We start from the raw sequence: 16,596 nt of genomic DNA on the forward strand, positions 1-16,596 counted from the left end.
GAGCACATCGCCACTGTTTCTTCAGACGAGGCTTTGTCACGTGGACAACGGATTAGCATCGCAGATACCCCTTGTGATTGAGCGTCTCAACGAAACCTATTTACCCTTCATCGGACCATTGGGGTAATTGATTGATTTGATGGGATACATCCAAATGTCGAATACAACCAAAGCGATTAGGCTTGTAGCTTGGCCCTGCGGCCAGTCCACGTGATCCATGCAGGCCGTGAGGATCTGTCGCGAGAAAACACTGGGCCGAACTCAATCAGCACATTTGCGAGAGAGCCGTCCGAAGAACGGATCATTCCCGTCAATGGAGTGGAGAGAATCATTTAGGAGATGGATACTCATCATCCAAACAATAGATTTTGCAATCTAGGTAAATTCCGCATAGTGCGTTTTGTTGTTCGCCAATTCGTCGGAGCAATCAAAATGCACGTTCTCGATGTTGGGGAAATGGCCCAGCTCTTCGTCAAATCGTTTAAATTGGTTGCGATTTTCGCTACCGCATGCGTTGTGCTCGAGGTGATCTTTCCGGCTTACCGATACAGTTTTGCCTCGTACATTCGCGGTGCGCGGAATTGGATTATCCGTATCGGATGCGGCACTTTAATCTGGCACTTCTACGCTTTGGGTTTGAAATGGTTGGGGGTTAAGCCGCTCCTAACGATCAATTTTGGTGCGTTGCTTCACTCTAATAGCCCGATCATCAATACGGGCTTCGCCGTCCTTTCGGGCGTTTTAGTCGCGATTGCCGGTGACTTCTTTTACTACTGGATGCACCGGGCTCAGCACGCCGTTCCATTTCTGTGGCGCCTGCACGCAACCCATCATTCAATCCGCGAACTGACGGCGTGGAATTGCAACCACCATATTTCCGAGCCATTTGTTTACGCGGCGTTTGTAGCACTACCACTCGCGCTAATTCACTTCGAATCAGGCGTCGTGCCCGTTGCTGCCATGGCGCTGATTACCTTTCAGGCCCATCTTTCCCACTCTAGCACACGCTTTAATTTGGGGCCGCTTCGGTACCTCATCGGCGATAATAAATTCCACCGTATTCACCACTCCACGGAACTTCACCACCGGCATAAAAACTATGGCTTCTTTACAACCGTTTGGGACACGATTTTCCGTACTGCATACTGGCCGAAAATGAATGAGTGGCCGGAAGTTGGCATGCGAAATCAGCCCGAACCGCTCACCGTACGCGACTTCATTATGTTCCCGTTTGACCAACGCCGCTGGCGCAAAGCTAAAGCCGGAAGTGGTACACAGGGAATTGAAACTGGAGGATTGAACGCGGTAAAGAGAGATGGTCCCATTCATTCGGACAGTAGTTCTGCAATTTAGAGCGCAAAGCGCTGCTTGTTCAGTTGCCGTTTCTATCGCAGGGGGATCGTGCAGCAACTCTGATCCGAGTCCGGTCTGCCCGCACTACTGTCAGGCGCAACTGGTCAGGCCGAGGCCGAATATTGCCATGGCAATAACATGTTCGCCTTTCCACTCTGAGACCGTTTAAGGCTTGGCTGAAATTACAAAGAGCTCACGCGCTAACTCAATCGCTGCCGTGGTGGTCTGCGCGGCATGGGCAACACGAGGGATCCATCCATTAAACGGTCGGCCTTTTCGGCCGAGAGCTTTAGGAGTCGACGGCCGCATTAAAGGCGGACAACAACGAGGAGCGACCTCCCCTACCTCGCTTGCGAACTCCTTCGTGAACCGCAGGACAAATTGGCCGATCAACATTAAGCGGCTGAACGCGACGGATGCTGACGAGGGGAAGCTAGAGGCAATCATCCGCCCAGAGGCTTATCAATGTGATGGCATCATCCGGCTCGCACAGACCGGTTCTGCCGTTTGTCGCGCCAGCGCCTTCGTCAATCCGCTTGTCAGGAGGACCTACGAGAATTTGATCCGCAGACCCGTCTCCTTGTTTCGGAGGGATTTTCTCCATAGTGCGCCCTATAAACTGCGGCGAATCTTCCGAATTGAAAGAAGCCCCATTTCAGGCAGATTTCCTTCATAAGCATGCGGTTTTCTGGATCGAGCAGGTCTTCGCGTGCTGCCCGGAGCCGAAGCATCTGCAGATAAGCTGCCGGCGTTGTATTCTTGAAAGCACGAAAACCTGCTTCGAGTGCCCTGGTGGAAACACCCGCTGCATCTGCCACCATTGGCATTGTAATCGGCTGGTTGACATTGGCACACATGAACTCGATCCCACGGCGGACGTGGCCGGGAGCAATCATATGGGGTTTCTTATCCAGCAGATGCGATAACCGATGGGGCACCATCCGTATTACGACATCGGCTAGCGCCTGCGTAATATGAGCCATGGCTATGGGACTCTGACAGAGGGGACCATTATCACGTATTCCGTCGATAATCGCTTCCGTGAGATTGCCGATTGTCCGACCAACTGGCGTTGAAAGATCCACTTCGGGCAACAGGTCGAGCGAGCCGCTAAACGGGATATCGAAAGTTTCGCCAATGGTCCGTTGGATCAAAGACCAATTAAGCACCAGCTCATCTATTAAATTGGATTGCCCTTGTATAGAAATGCTGTCTGGTTCGAAATTCCTGTAAAGAAGCAATTTCTCTTCCCGGGCCTCAGCCATGCGCGAACCGTACGTAACCCCCATGCCGCCTCTGCGAGGCACCACGATCGATAGATGCTCTGTAGCTTCGGAACACCACTGAGCGCGGAACTGAAACCCGGTCTGATGGTGACCGGTGATCAATGCTGCGCTTTCACACCCGGCAAGATCGAGCGCCCAATAGAAGTCTCGAGTACGACCAACGAGATCGGCGTCGAATGTGCCGAAAACCGCTCCGAGGGATTCGATCATGCTATCGAACGTCGAGCCACGATATCGAAAAACGGTATTCTCAGCGCTATTTTCCATCATGCATCTCCAGGCTCAATCCTGCTGCTCGGTCATGCTGGTTCAATGACCAAGCCTGTGATCTAGCTGTGTGCTCGTGCATTCCGAGTTGTGGTTGCGCGTCGTTGATCTCTTTCAACGTGCGGCAACAATTCGACTTTCCGCGACAGAATACGCCCTCATCACCGGCCGACTGAGATTGATCTGGCTGCCGCCCCAGTGAGCTTGGCTCGTCATCAAAGCGTCGAACACGACCGGGAGATTTAGATCAAGTCCTTTGAACCGCAGGTTTCCTCCACAGAAGGCTGGCGCAATCTCGATCGCCGGAATTTCAATGCGTGTGGGACTGCGTAAGTTTGCCAGTGGGCATTCGGCGCTTCGGGTAAACAGTCGAGGTGACTCACAGCTCCGGTCCGTTCCGGTCGATCGTCGTACCAGCTGGCCAATCGGAGATTGGCCGTCCAACAGGCAGAATAATGACAAGTGGGTCCTCGACGCGCGTGGGCGGCAGGTCTGTACGCGCGTGTGGCAGCGTGGATCGTACGCTAATCTCCGACACAACAGTCACCGGGCCGTTTCGACCGAACCTCTCAATGTGTTTTTGCAATGCGGGCCGCACCGTGCCGAAAGCAAACGGAACAGCCAGTTCGCGCAACACCGGAAGCATGGCTTGGATCGAATGTCCGATCCCCAAACCCTCGAGATCCGGACGCACACCATATAGTCCAAGCTCAGCCACCAACTGATCGGTTGTGCCAACCTTTATGAACCGGCGCAGCAATCCCATGTGAGCGGCGACGCCACTAGCGTCATAGGCGATTGCACGAAGCTCAGGTCTTGCTCCGGCCCAGCTTTGACTGCCCTCGAACGGCTTTGCATTAAAGGCACCGGTTGGCCCATAGGTCTTTCGAAAGAACTCGGCGAGTTCGACATGTTCGGCGAGTTCCAACTCGCTTTCCCAGCGCAATTTCCACTGCACGTCAGCGCGCATGCAAGACCTCTTATTTGCTGTCGACTGGAGTTCGGAGATATCGACCTTCGTCAAAGTTTATCGCTCGAGTTTGCCGCAAGCAGCAATCCGAACGCGGCGTACCGGCCACCCAATCTTTTTGAAATTTCCCAGATCCGAGTGATCGGCATTGGTTCTCAATGTGGCTCTCAAGGGGGATATTCGGTAACCGAAGCGCCATATCATGAGGCCAATCAAATCTGAAATGGCATTATTTCATGAATCGATGAACAGAGCTCATAGTGCTCGGTTTCGGGTGGCTCCAGCAGATAAATGGGAACGAATATCTTGCGGATCTTTTTGAATTCCCCGCAAAGCCCGCTCGAACGTCAGCCGCAAACATCGATCATATGTCCATTTTTGGCCATTGGCCGCACTGCCGACCGGAGGATTTTCTTCGTCGGGGTTGAGCCTTCCCGAACCTCCGTCGTAAGCGACCGTTTTCCTCTCGTGAAGGAATGCTGATTTTAATCAGCCATCTCTAATGAATTGACCAGTTGGAGTAAGCAGACATGGCTCTGCAAATGGGAAACGGAATCGCCGCACATGCGCGGGTTTGGTGGCGATTGGCAGCGATCAAGAGGACAATATCGTCGAACGGCGGATCAGAGGCGAGGTCGATAGTGGCGAGGCGCGTCAGCTCTACTTCGGTCTGCAAAGGTGGTGCCCTCACGCTTCGACGGGTTGCTCGTCGGTCGGAACGCGAGAATTCCACTGAGCTGAAGAAGGCCCGCCGCAATTGCACCGAGCATTGGCGCAAATATATAGAGCCAGAGCTGAGCGCGCGCGATCTCTCCCGCGAAGAGTGCCGGCCCGAGTGATCTTGCAGGGTTTACAGAAGCACCCGAAACCGTAATGCCGGCCAGATGGATTGCAATTAAGGTTAAACCGATCGCAAATCCTGCGAGAGTGCCTCCGCTATCCTCTGCCGTGCTTTTGAGAAATACAGTCACGAACAGAAACGAGGAGATGAACTCAAACAGGAACGCAGATTTCATCCCGTAGGCTCCCCAGCCGTTCTGAGCGAAACCTTCTGTGGCGATATCGTAACCGCCGAGCTTGTCCGTAGCGATCAGGTAGAGCGTGCCTGCCGCCGCGATAGCCCCCGCGCTTTGCGCGAAGACATAAGCCACGAAATCCCATAGTCCAAATCGCCGCGAAACGAGAAAACCCAGGCTGACGGCCGGATTGAGATGAGCACCTGAAACTGGGCCAATCGTGTAAGCCATGGCCACCACGGTCAACCCGAAGGCAAGAGCGACACCGAGCATGCCGACCTCCAGACGCATAAAAAGAAGTGTGCCGCAGCCGAAGAAAATGAGCGCAAAAGTTCCGAGGAATTCGCAAAAATATCTATTCATCTTTAACTCCGTTGATTTCATCCCCACGGATACTTCGCTGCCAACTGCGTTTTCGACAGCTTCATCGAGCAGCGTTGGCCAGAACCTTTTGAGACCTACAAAACCAATCGTCTGTGTAATAGGTGCGGAACAACATCAGAGCCTTTGCGCTCGCAGGTTTGTCATAAACCACGCATATTTCGTGCCGAATGAAAAAAATCGTTGCGGAGCAAGGCGATCATTCAGATGGTCGCTCTATTCCATGTTTGAAAGTGTCGCGAATTCGACAATAAATGACATGGCAGACGCGAAAGTCTCCAGGCGTACCCCTTAAGCCGCGGAACGATAATCGAAAGGCACTTTTTTAGAGCGCCCACCCCGCTGGCATGAAGCTTGCTGATCCTCGCCACAAGGCAAACAGCAAGCGTCAAAATTCTCAAAGATCGTCGCTGCGCCTGCCGACATCAACAGGTCACAACCAATGTCAATGAGAAGGAAAATCGCAATGACGAAGATTTCAGAAAGGTCCTTTGAAACCATCGAAAACTCAGCGTCGTCGGCTCCCAAGGTGGTCGATCAGTTCGGCGCGTCCGTAGAAAAGGGAAACAAGCAGTTGACAGAAGCCTTTTTGAAGTTTGCGTCGAGCGCTGAAGAGACGCAGAAAATGCTTACCCCAATCTTCGAAACTACCAATCTGGTTGGCTACGAATTAACGCTGAAGACGGTCGCTGCACTGCAGGCCAATACCGAAGCCGGCTTCTCGCACTTGCAAGCGTTGCTCGGCGCGAATTCGCCGTCGCAATTCTTTGAACTGCAGTCGACCTACCTCCGTAAGCGCGTTGACGCAAGCATCGAGCAGGCCAAGGAACTCCGCGCATTGGCAAACAAGGCGGTGGCGGAGATCTCAAAGCCGATCAAGGGTGCCTTTGACAAAGCTTTGACGGACCTCAAGGCGACCTAAATCAACTCCAGACTAACACACCGCCGATAGGAGTTGTTGGTGCATGCCAATGCCTAATCAGAAACGTCGAGACGAATGGCAGGATTTCACCGATAGACGCATATGATCGAAGCTGCTTTTGACGGAGTTTGGGGATGATTCGAATTTGTCGAAGGGCAATGGGGAATGATTGCTCTATTGCCTTGGCGAGGAAATTGACCGCGGTCGCAGCGGCGGCCTACTCGCCTTTTTCTTCAAACGATCTTCTGGACGACGTGCGGCCGGCAACCTCTATTTGGCCGGAAACCTATACCATGCCGACATTAGCAGCTAACGACGGCGCGCCCATGCTACCGGTCGCGGTAGCAAAATCTCACAATCGCGTCGAATTGTGGCAGGCGGCCATTGCCGTCCGCTTCGCTTGAGGGTTGGTCCGCCAGCTCAATCAACGCGGCTCGGCATCGCGGCGATACTTGAACGTTCGGAAGTTATTCCAATATCTTTCGCAGGATCACAGGTGGCGTGGAAAGGAGGAATCAGATGCCGGTGAATGATGTTTCATGGACTCGTCCGATCACGATCCGACTGCAGAGCGGTCTCGAGCGGACATTTGCAGGCGTTTACGACGCCCTGGATTTTCTCGAAAACGAATGGCCATTGCGCTTTGGCGAACGCCATCAGCGCGCGGTCAAAACCTGTCGCGGTGCCCTCAACGGCACCGTAGCCGCCGTCATCGCGCGAGAGGCATTCATGGATGCTTGCCTCGAAGCCGGCATGACGGCAGGCATGGCCCCGTTGAAGGTTAAGCAGAACACTCACCCGGCGCGAACCGCTCGGCTGGCTCTCATCCGGATCTGACATTTATTGGTCCCGCTTCACTAGATGCGGGACTTGCGCTTTCAAGGCCAATCCAGATCGCCCCTTTTGTCGAGGACCCGATCGAAGGTTGATCCATTGTCCGTTTAGTCGACCTTAGGAATGACGTCGCGTTGATCCTATTGCGAACGAGCAAAGTGTGAATGAGCTCGCTGGTCGAGCAGCTTCACATAGCGCAGACGCATCTCCTTCATGTCGATCTCGCCTTCGATCCACAACTCAACGAGCGCGACGAATTCGGAGTCGTCGTCGATCGGCGTTCCACGAGCACGCGCGCGGGCAATTGCACGTTCCGCAATGGATCGTCGTGACTGGATGATACCATGCCCCCCGGATCGAACTAAGCGCCCCCGCGATAGCAATTCGATCGAGCAGCCGCCACTTGAAAACCGATACGCCAGACCATACTTGCCGATTACCGCCCGCATCGATGGCTTCCTGCTCGATGATCGTTCATTTGGCGTTCGAGGCTGTCCGGGTTGGAAAGAGAGGGCGCTCCCTGAGAAGGTCGAGCGCCCTCTCTTGTTTTGGCCCCACCGATAATTGAAACGACAATGGCTTAACCGTCAGGATCGGCCGCTCTGGCCCCAGCGATCGTATCATGCTAGATGACGAGCTTGAGGTGGCTGGACAAGACCAAGCCAGCTGCCCCTCGCAATGCGGTGTGACCTTCGCCAATACCATTCACCGTGATGGAAATTTCCTGGTTCGGCCGCTTCCTGACCAGGCGCTCGACATGCTGCCTGACGCGCTCGGCTGCGTCTACGCCGCCGCCTGCGATATCGCCGTGCAGGACATAGGAATTGAGCGACAGGGTCTGTTGCAAGTTAAGAATCCCGAACGCCACGTTTCGTGTATAGCGGTCCAGCAGACCGTCCGCAGCCTCCGACCCCTCGGCGGCCCCTTTAACGAGGCGAGCGCAGGTGACAGTCTCGGGATTTTCCATGCCTTGTCGAGCCGCTTCGCGCCGCAACCAGGGCAGAGCGGCGACGGTTTCCCAACATCCGTGCTTGCCGCAATTGCAGAGTTCTCCATCGATCTGGACCACCGTATGGCCAAGTTCGCCTCCGGAGCCAGCAAGCCCCCGATAGACGCGTCCGTCGATGTAGAACGCGCCGCCCAATACTTCGCCGGTATAAATGGCTGCGAATGTCTGCTGGCCTCGTCCCGGCCCGAACCACCGGTCGCCAACGAGCAGCGCGCGCGGATGGTGATCGATGACGACAGGGAGTGAAAAATGCTTCTGCAGGATGTCGACCAGAGGAAGGCCGGTCAGAACGGGCGCGAGATTGACGGCAAGGATCACGCCATTATCGCTGTCGATCATGCCTCCCGAGGCTATGCCAATCCCGAAGGGCGCCTGATGGGCTTGTGCGAGCGTCACGGATAAGGTGTCCTTTATGATGGTCAGGAACATATCCCTGTCCCCATGCGGATCGAATTCCGCCTTTGTCAGCGCTTTGATTTCGCCGCTGAGGGTCACGAGACATGTCTGGATCCGGCCTGGCAGGAGGAGCACGGCGCCGAGCATCGGGGCTTCCGGATTGAAATAGATCGGACGTGCCGGCTTGCCGCCCTTGAAGTCGGAGGGCACCGCATCGCCTTCGACAAGCAGGCCCTCTTCGATCATCGGCTGGACGATGCCGGTAATGGTCGTCCGGTTGACGCCGGCCAAACGGGCGAGCTCCGCACGGCTTTTGGGACCATTGTCGTACAACGCCTGCAGCACCCGGCCGCGATTGATCTCGCCGAGAGTGGACTGGGAAACGAGCGTTACATTGCCACCTTCGCCAGCCAGCGCTTCCTTGGTGGAAGCACTGCGTTGCCCCAGCGAATAGGATGGCTGATTTCCGAACTTCAATTTCTATCTCCGATTTGGCAGCCGTCTTTCTAGCCCCTGAGAGCTTGCTCGGCCAGATGGCGCTTGCCTGCGTCGCACAGAACAACCAGATCGATGGCTGGCCAGGCTAGCTCGAGGAATCCCTGTGACGACTTCTTGACAGTAACATAAGTTTGTGCGAAGTACAAACAAACCGCTGAAAGCGGCAGATCGAGGGGCAACAATCGAAATCGAGCTCGGCGCCAACAGGCTTCCCGGCATCGAGTGAGGTTGGATTACGAGCAACTGAGGAGGCATACATGACATTCGATATCGGAAATATGTCGCGCCGGAACATGCTGAAGTCAGCATCGGTCGCGGCTCTCTTGGCATCAAGTGCAGGCTCACTTGTCGCGCCGCGGCGTGCGTCTGCCCAAGACGCCAAGACCGTGCGCGTTCTGTCGGTCGAAGATCCGTTCTTCTTCTCGATGAAAGCGATGATCCCGGAATTCGAGAAGGAAACGGGCATCAAGGTTGAACTCGAAAGCCTTTCCTACGACGCGCTGCAGACGCGCCTGGTCTCCGCCTTCGTCGCAAAGACCTCGGATGCCGACGTGATTGCCGTCGACCAGATGTGGCTTGGCCAGTATCTCGACAACGGCTGGATCATTTCTCTCAACGACTACATCGCCAAGGACAGCGACATCGACCTCGCCGACTTCATCCCGGAGGTCCTCTATTCGTCGAACATGTGGCGCGGGCAGATCGCAACGCTGCCGGTGGCGGCTTACGCGCAAGGGGTGATGTACCGCAAGGATATCTTCGAGAGCTTCGGCATCGCCGCACCGCCGACCAAGGCCGCCGAAGACTGGACCTGGACGAAGTATATCGAGACGCTGAAGGCGCTCGAAGGCAAGTCGTTCGACGGCAAGCCGCTCTTCCCGACGGTGATTTGCGGATCGCAGCCGTCGCCGATTACGCACATGTTTACCCAGCTTTCGGCGAGCCACGGCGCGAGCTGGTTCAAGTCCTTCCCCGGCGCGCCCTGGGATTTCTCGCCGCAGCTCACCGGCCCGGCCTGGGCAAAGTCGGTCGATGTCTACCGGCAGCTCTATAAGCTCTCGCCGCCCGAAGCGATCAACTACGTCTGGTTCGATGCCGGCACCCGCTTCGCCAAGGGCGATATCGGCATGTTCTACTGGTGGACGCCGTATTTCTATCTGGTGAAGAATTCCGGCTACATGACGGGCAAGAAATCCGATGTCATCAACAAATACGCGACCGCCGCACTTCCGAAGGCCGAAGGAGTCTCTCAGACGGTGAGCCTCGGTGGCTGGAGCCTCGGTGTTCCCTCCAGTTCCGACCGGCAGGACAACGGCTATGCCTTCATCAAATGGGCGACGTCGAAGGCGACGCAGAAGAAGATGGCCGAGTGGCCGGACCTCAATTTCCAGTTCTCGGATTTTGCCCGCAAGTCGCTCTACGAGGACGCCGACGTCAAGAAGATCTATCCCTACCTCGATGTCCAGTACGACATGATGAAGCAGGGCAACGGCAAGATCACGCGTCCGCCGGTTCCCGGCTACACCGCCGTCGAAAGTGTGCTCGGCCTCACGCTCAACCAGCTTCTGACCGGCAACGAAGATCCGAAGACGGCGCTCGAGCGCACGAACAGCCTGTTCGAAAGCATCCTCAAAGGCAATCTGATGATCCCGTATCAGAAGGAAAGCTATGCCGACACGCTCGATGGCGCCAAGGCCCTGATCGGCAAGCTCGGCAAGGCGTAATAGAATTCTCCTCGGGCCGGCGCGTGCAAAGGTTCGCGCCGGCTGAAACGAGTGAAGAAGAACTGGACTTCGACAATGCACGCTACCACCCTTCGCTCGCCGCAGGCGCTTGCGCCAGTCCGGCGCGGCTTCGTCCGGCGCAACCTGCCATACTTCCTGATCGCGCCTTCGGTGATCATGCTGCTCGCGCTGATCGCCTATCCGCTGCTCTTTGCCCTGAAGTCGAGCTTCTATTTCTGGAACCTGCAGGTTGGCCCGCAGCCTTTGGCCTTCGTCGAGCTGGACAACTATGTGCAGGCGCTCAATGCGTTCGACTTCCGCGCGGCGCTCACGAATACGCTGATCCTGTCGATCCTGGGCACCGCGATCGAATTCTCGCTTGGCCTGGCGATTGCGCTCGTCCTGCTCAAAGCGCTGCCCGGCATGAATGTCGTGCGTGCGCTTCTGATCCTGCCGACTACCATCGCGCCGATCGTCGTCGGATTTCTGTTTCGCTATCTCTACGATCCCGGCGGCGGTCTTGTCACCTGGTTGCTGCAGTCGCTCTGGCTGCCGGTCCCGGCGGAAGGCATTCTCGGCTCTCCCGCAACAGCGCTTGCGGCGATCCTCTTCGTCGATATCTGGCAGTGGACGCCGTTCTTCGCGATCGTTCTCTATGCCAGCCTGCTTTCGGTCCCAGACGAGATAATCGAAGCGGCCAGGCTCGATCGGGCGTCGGCCTGGACGATCCTGACGCGCATCAAGCTGCCGCTCATCCGGCGCACCGCGATCATCATCGTCATGCTGCGCTTCATGCAGATCTTCAACACATTCGACACGGTGCTGGTGCTGACCCGTGGCGGGCCGGGGACGTCGACGCGCACGCTCGGCTATTCGCTCTACGAGCAGGGCCTCGTCAACTTCAATGTCGGCCTTGTCAGCGCTCAGACATGGATCGCGGTGCTGATCGTCAACATCATCGTCGCCCTCTACGTCTTCTTCGCCTTCCGAAATGAGGAGTGGTGATATGAAAAGCCGCAAGACCTTCTATACCGCGCTCACCTATGCTGCCGGCCTGCTGTTCCTGGCCGTCTTCATCGGCCCGATACTCTGGTTCCTGGCGCTCGCCATCCGGCCGGCCGAAACCGCGTTTGCAATGCCGCCGCAGCTGACGTTCGAGCCGACGTTCGATGCCTTCCGGCATATCCTGGTCGATCCCGGCACCAACGCACCGCAACTGGTGAACTCGCTGATCGTCGCAATCGGCGCGGTGCTGCTCAATCTGCCGTTCTCGGTTCCCGCCGCTTATGCGCTTTCCCGCTTCAAGCTGCGGGGCAAGAAGAACATCATGCTCTGGTATCTCGGCCTGCTGATGGCGCCGCCGATCGCCTTCCTGATTCCGTATTTCGTGTTGATCACGCGGATCGGCCTGCAGGGCTCCTACTTCTCGATGGTGCTGGTTCTCCAGACGTTGACGATCCCGTTCTCCGTCTGGCTGATGAAAAGCTTCATCGACGAGGTGCCGGCCGAACTCGAAGAAGCCGGCCGCGTCGACGGTGCCCGCTGGTACACGATCATGTGGCGCATCACGCTGCCGATTGTGCGTCCCGGCATCATCGTTACCTCGATGTTCGCCTTCGTCTTTGCCTGGAACAACGCAGCCTTCCCGCTGGTGCTGAGTTCGCGTTCCACCGCCACTCTCCCGATCGGGACCCTTGGATATTTCGCGACCAGCGGCGTGACCTGGAACTACATCGCCGCAGCCGCCGTGCTCGCGATGATCCCGCCGATGATCATCTTCCTGGTTTTTGACCGCTACGTCGTCCGGGGCCTGACCTTCGGGTCGGTCAAAGGCTGAGCTTTTCTAAAGTCTGAATGGAGTAAAAAAGAATGAGCAAACTTCGTATCGGCGTTATCGGCGCCGGCCTCTGGGGCAATAATCACGCCCATACCTTCAACGTCCTACCAGAAACCGAACTTGTCGGCGTCTGCGATCTGGACGAGGGCAGGGCGCTCAAGATGAAGGAAAGCTTCGGCGCGGCGGAAGCGTTCACCGACTACAATAAGCTGATCGCCAGCGACCGCATCGACGCCGTGTCGGTGGCAACCCCCGACTTCACCCATACGCCGATCGTCCTTGCGGCACTCAAGGCCGACAAGCATGTCTTGAGCGAAAAGCCGCTGGCGACGACCGTCAAGGAAGCCGAAGAGATCGCCGAGGCTGCCGCAAAGTCGAAGGGCAAGCTGATGATCGACTTTCACAACCGGGTGAACCCGATCCTGGCGCAGGTCCGCGATATGATCCAGGACGGCCAGATCGGCTTGGCCAAACACGGCACGGCGCGGCTCTCGAACACGACCTTTGTTCCCTTCGAAATGCTGAGCTGGGCTGCGAAGTCGTCGGCGCTCTGGTTCCTGGGCAGCCATCTCGTCGACGTCCTCCGTTTCATTCTCGAAGACGAGGTGACCCGCGTCTATGCCGTTGCCCGGTCCGGCACGCTTGCCGCCGGCGGCGTCGACACCAAGGATTTCCACGCCTCGATCCTCGAATTTTCCAAGGGCACTGTCGTGACCATGGAAAACAGCTGGATCCTGTCACGCGACAACCCGTCGCTCGTCGATTTCAAAATCGAATTCGTCGGCGAGAAGGGTCAGATCCAGGCGGATCCCACCCATAGCGGCGGCCTTCGCCGTATCGTCGATGGAGGCATGCGGTTCAACGACTACATCGGCATGACGCCGACAGGCGCCACCCGCATCGGCGGCTTCGTGCAGGAATCCATTGCCCGCTTCGTCGACAGCGTGGTGCGCGACGTGCCCCTGCTTGCCGATGCAAACGACGGTCTTGCCAATACCAAGGTTCTGGCGGCGATCGAGGAGTCCGTTGCCAGCGGCAAACCTCAGACCATCGGCTGATGCCGTCACCAATCCCGCGAGGCATTCATCCGGATGGATAGGCTGCCTCGCCTCTAAATACTGGGAGAAGAATTATATGGCATCCATGACCTTTGACGGGATTGGAAAGACCTATCCGGACGGGACCGTCGCCGTCGCCAATGTGAGCTTTACGGTCGCCGACGGCGAGTTCGTCGTGCTGGTCGGACCGTCCGGCTGCGGCAAATCCACCCTTCTGCGGATGGCGGCCGGGCTCGAACTGCTCAACAGCGGCCGGTTGCTCATGGACGATCTGGATGTCACCAACACCGAGCCGCAGGACCGCGACATTGCGATGGTGTTCCAGAACTACGCGCTTTATCCGCATATGACGGTCTATGAAAACATGGCCTTCGGCCTGCAGCAGCGCAAGATGCCCAAGGACAAGATCGAGAAGCTCGTGCGCGACGCAGCAGAGATGCTCGATCTCACGAAGTACCTGCATCGCAAGCCGGGCGCGCTGTCTGGCGGGCAGCGCCAACGTGTCGCGATGGGGCGCGCAATCGTCCGCCATCCAATGGCGTTCCTGATGGACGAGCCGCTTTCCAATCTCGATGCCAAGCTGCGTGTTCAGATGCGCGCCGAGCTCAAGCTGTTGAACCAGCGGATCGGCGTCACCACGCTCTATGTCACCCATGATCAGGTCGAGGCGATGACGATGGGCGACCGGGTTGCGGTGCTAAAGCCGGTCGCCGATGCCGGCGAAAGCAACCTGCAGCAGATCGACACGCCGCAGCGGCTCTACGATCGGCCGGTGAATCTATTCGTTGCCGGCTTTATCGGTTCGCCGGCGATGAATTTCGTGCGGGCTGAACTACAGGCGGATGGCCAAAGCCTGCGTGCCACGATCGTAGGCACCGGCATCACCTTTCCGGTTCCCGCGAGCGCTGCGTTGTCTGCCTATGCCGGGCGCCAGATCATCGCCGGAATACGCCCGGAAATGTTTCGGGTGTGTCCAGAGCAGGACGCGCTGTTTAATGAGCCGGTCCCGGTTGCCGAGGCGCTCGGCGCCGACACCTTCGTGTTCTTCGACATCGCCTCTCCGCCGGTCAATGTCAGCGATGCGGATGACCCCGACGATTTCAGCCGCAAGGTTACGAACCGGCTGGTTGCGCGCATCCCCCCGATGGCGACCCCCGCGCCGAAGCAGCGGCTGCCGCTGACGGTCGATCTGGACAAGCTGCACTGGTTCGATCCGCATACAGGGGTTTCGATACGCGACTGATCCAGGTGCTTGCATGCAAACGATCCGCTCGAATGGGCCCCGCGTAGTACGATTGCCTCCCAAGGCGCCTTGGCTGTCGTCGAGCAAAGCTCGGCGACAGCCTCTTTTCGAACGGCGAGAGTCGGCACATTCGAACCATGATCGAGAGATTTGTAACATCCAAAGGCTAGGAGTGGCGCGTGAAATACGGAAAACGGACGACGCGGCGGCTCAGATCCGGCATTTGGGCGAAATCGTTGCGGAGTTCCGCCTTGGTCCTGCAGACAATTCATCGGATGTCCGCCATCCAAACGTGGCAAGTCTTGACAGTCTGCTGCGGTTGCCTGGCCGGTGTATGATGGCGAAACTTGCGGATGCCATCGGGGATGGTCAACAACGTTGCGGAGCGTTGAAGGCGATCTGAGAGCTCTGCAGGCGCGAAACGACGATCGCTGTCTTCGCTGTGTTGTGCGCCGGCTGTTCGGCGAGGAACGAAAATCCGTCGGACGTCGAATTTGATTGCGCAGTTCAAGCCGAGAATCGATCACGAGGTCATAGACCGAATTTTTACCGAGTGTTCATGAAGCGGAAACTCTCGCCCTTTGAAAGATCGTGCCTTTGGTGGATATCGGTCGGCAGGAATGTCTCCGAGATTGCCTTGCTTGAAGGCAAGCGTGAAGCCGAAATCTGTCTATGTCTGGACCGTGCAGTTGCCCGCCTTGGTGCGACCTCTGTAGAGGATGCGCTCAAGAAGGCGAACCTCTTTAGGTCGGATCGCCTGATAGTGCCGTTACCAGAGAGAAAAGCTTAAACGCTTCTGACACCTAACAGATCCTCAAAGGAACCTGCAGCTCAGGGAGCCGAACGCGTCGGCTACGATTGGGCGACAACAGGCGGTCAGGTTGGGTACACTGCTCCGCGGGCCACCATGTCTCCGTTTTGAGCTCGGGGAGGCCTGCCTGATCACAAACTACCGGACACGGAAAGCCGCTTGTTCGGCTGCGCAAAAAAACTGAATGGCTGAGCTGCTCGACAATGATCAAAATTGCGTTTTTACAAACTTCTCACCAGCCGAAGAAAACTTGTCGATCGCTGATTGTTTACCTCTTGTACGACGCGCGGGAGAGCGCTTTGTTCGACATCAAGGTGGCTCATTAATGCGGCCTCCACCGCCCCCGTCGCCTTGCTCAACTGCGGCATCACGTCAATGAGCCTTGCTAGGCTTTTTTCATAGGAAGGGGCAAGCTCCGACGTTATTATTTCCATCCGGATAGGACGAGAGCAAAAACAGAATTTGTCGATAATTCTGCAAATCTCGCAATTTTCCGACAACTGGGCGATGTTGGCAAAGATGGTTTCCGCATGTATTGCGAGCTGGTCGCGCGGCGGCTTATCGCGTACGCCGCCATCGTCCGGGACATGCGACCGCATACGCCAGAGTGCGTAGGTGAGGGTTTGACGCGCGATAACATATAAGTCCAACAGTGCCCCTTCCACGAGCGGCCTAGTGAAATAGCCTCTTTGAGGAACGGAGAGAATCTTTCCCTCCGCGGCAAGTCGGATGAGCGCTTCGCGTATCGGTGTCCGACCAAGGCCAAGAGTGGTGGCAAGATCCTGGTCACTGAGATGTTGCGCAGGCACGCGGGCGTAGCTGTAAAGCAATTCAAGAACAGCATTGTAGGCAGCGTCAGCCTTTGCAGGCAGCGGTTCGCCTGTGGAAGTTGGAACGGCTATTCCACGACATTGGAGCGCTTTCTCACAGAGCCACATTTTTCAATTTCCTCTGTCGGTGCAATTTGAGAACCGTATGGCGTTTGGCGAAT

Annotated in this window: 16 protein-coding genes and 1 pseudogene; 10 read left to right on the forward strand and 7 right to left on the reverse strand. The window is 56.7% G+C overall.

Annotated elements, in window-relative coordinates:
- Window positions 1–432: 432 nt before the first annotated feature.
- Window positions 433–1,353, forward strand: coding sequence for a sterol desaturase family protein (locus CCGE525_RS34575; RefSeq protein WP_120708855.1), 921 nt, complete (start codon window positions 433–435; stop codon window positions 1,351–1,353).
- 539 nt (window positions 1,354–1,892) lie between these two features.
- Here CCGE525_RS34575 and CCGE525_RS34580 read toward each other — a convergent pair.
- The 3 genes and pseudogenes from CCGE525_RS34580 to CCGE525_RS34585 all read right to left on the reverse strand — a co-directional run bounded on the left by CCGE525_RS34580 (window position 1,893) and on the right by CCGE525_RS34585 (window position 3,876).
- The gene (locus CCGE525_RS34580) at window positions 1,893–2,909 is read right to left on the reverse strand and encodes a helix-turn-helix transcriptional regulator (protein WP_120708856.1); all 1,017 of its coding nucleotides are present in this window, start codon (window positions 2,907–2,909) and stop codon (window positions 1,893–1,895) included.
- 150 nt (window positions 2,910–3,059) lie between these two features.
- Window positions 3,060–3,173, reverse strand: a pseudogene (locus tag CCGE525_RS39970) (LysR family transcriptional regulator); the annotation flags it as partial.
- A 112-nt stretch (window positions 3,174–3,285) separates the two neighbouring features.
- Entirely contained in the window at window positions 3,286–3,876 is a 591-nt protein-coding gene (locus CCGE525_RS34585; RefSeq protein WP_120709170.1) for a NodA family N-acyltransferase, read from the reverse strand.
- Between CCGE525_RS34585 and CCGE525_RS38600 the strand changes: the two genes are divergently transcribed.
- Window positions 3,817–4,098 (forward strand): hypothetical protein, encoded by a 282-nt coding sequence (locus CCGE525_RS38600; protein ID WP_162950409.1) that lies wholly within the window; start codon window positions 3,817–3,819, stop codon window positions 4,096–4,098. The genes CCGE525_RS34585 and CCGE525_RS38600 overlap by 60 nt on opposite strands.
- 401 nt (window positions 4,099–4,499) lie before the next feature.
- Here CCGE525_RS38600 and CCGE525_RS34590 read toward each other — a convergent pair whose 3' ends face one another.
- A complete protein-coding gene (locus CCGE525_RS34590; RefSeq protein ID WP_120709171.1) occupies window positions 4,500–5,255 on the reverse strand; it encodes an aquaporin in 756 nt (251 codons plus the stop codon).
- Between the two features lie 484 nt (window positions 5,256–5,739).
- Between CCGE525_RS34590 and CCGE525_RS34595 the strand changes: the two genes are divergently transcribed.
- From CCGE525_RS34595 to CCGE525_RS34605, 3 genes are all read left to right on the forward strand, one after another.
- On the forward strand, window positions 5,740–6,195 hold the full coding sequence (locus CCGE525_RS34595; RefSeq protein ID WP_120708857.1) for a phasin: 456 nt from the start codon (window positions 5,740–5,742) through the stop codon (window positions 6,193–6,195).
- Window positions 6,196–6,389: 194 nt separating this feature from the next.
- Entirely contained in the window at window positions 6,390–6,599 is a 210-nt protein-coding gene (locus tag CCGE525_RS34600) for a hypothetical protein (RefSeq protein WP_120708858.1), read from the forward strand.
- Window positions 6,600–6,714: 115 nt separating this feature from the next.
- Window positions 6,715–7,032 (forward strand): DUF982 domain-containing protein, encoded by a 318-nt coding sequence (locus CCGE525_RS34605; protein WP_120708859.1) that lies wholly within the window; start codon window positions 6,715–6,717, stop codon window positions 7,030–7,032.
- Between the two features lie 137 nt (window positions 7,033–7,169).
- On the opposite strand, the gene CCGE525_RS38605 is transcribed toward CCGE525_RS34605, so the two are convergent.
- Window positions 7,170–7,478 (reverse strand): hypothetical protein, encoded by a 309-nt coding sequence (locus CCGE525_RS38605; protein WP_162950416.1) that lies wholly within the window; start codon window positions 7,476–7,478, stop codon window positions 7,170–7,172.
- A gap of 176 nt (window positions 7,479–7,654) precedes the next feature.
- On the reverse strand, window positions 7,655–8,911 hold the full coding sequence (locus tag CCGE525_RS34610; RefSeq protein WP_120708860.1) for an ROK family transcriptional regulator: 1,257 nt from the start codon (window positions 8,909–8,911) through the stop codon (window positions 7,655–7,657).
- 278 nt (window positions 8,912–9,189) lie between these two features.
- Here CCGE525_RS34610 and CCGE525_RS34615 point away from each other — a divergent pair, with 278 nt between their 5' ends.
- The 5 genes from CCGE525_RS34615 to CCGE525_RS34635 all read left to right on the forward strand — a co-directional run bounded on the left by CCGE525_RS34615 (window position 9,190) and on the right by CCGE525_RS34635 (window position 14,794).
- Window positions 9,190–10,656: an ABC transporter substrate-binding protein gene (locus tag CCGE525_RS34615; protein WP_120708861.1), complete on the forward strand. Its 1,467-nt coding sequence runs from the start codon at window positions 9,190–9,192 to the stop codon at window positions 10,654–10,656.
- Window positions 10,657–10,731: 75 nt separating this feature from the next.
- Window positions 10,732–11,661, forward strand: a complete 930-nt coding sequence (locus CCGE525_RS34620; protein WP_120708862.1) for a carbohydrate ABC transporter permease — start codon at window positions 10,732–10,734, stop codon at window positions 11,659–11,661.
- Window position 11,662: 1 nt separating this feature from the next.
- Complete coding sequence (locus CCGE525_RS34625; protein WP_120708863.1) at window positions 11,663–12,493, forward strand: carbohydrate ABC transporter permease; 831 nt, start codon at window positions 11,663–11,665, stop codon at window positions 12,491–12,493.
- Between the two features lie 32 nt (window positions 12,494–12,525).
- Window positions 12,526–13,551 carry a Gfo/Idh/MocA family protein gene (locus CCGE525_RS34630; RefSeq protein ID WP_120708864.1) on the forward strand — a complete coding sequence of 342 codons (1,026 nt, stop codon included), beginning with the start codon at window positions 12,526–12,528 and terminating at the stop codon, window positions 13,549–13,551.
- 76 nt (window positions 13,552–13,627) lie between these two features.
- Window positions 13,628–14,794, forward strand: coding sequence for an ABC transporter ATP-binding protein (locus CCGE525_RS34635; RefSeq protein WP_120708865.1), 1,167 nt, complete (start codon window positions 13,628–13,630; stop codon window positions 14,792–14,794).
- 1,032 nt (window positions 14,795–15,826) lie between these two features.
- Here CCGE525_RS34635 and CCGE525_RS34645 read toward each other — a convergent pair.
- The gene (locus tag CCGE525_RS34645; protein ID WP_120708866.1) at window positions 15,827–16,543 is read right to left on the reverse strand and encodes a GntR family transcriptional regulator; all 717 of its coding nucleotides are present in this window, start codon (window positions 16,541–16,543) and stop codon (window positions 15,827–15,829) included.
- Window positions 16,544–16,596: the final 53 nt, after the last annotated feature.

The organism is Rhizobium jaguaris (assembly GCF_003627755.1).
GTDB lineage: Bacteria > Pseudomonadota > Alphaproteobacteria > Rhizobiales > Rhizobiaceae > Rhizobium > Rhizobium jaguaris.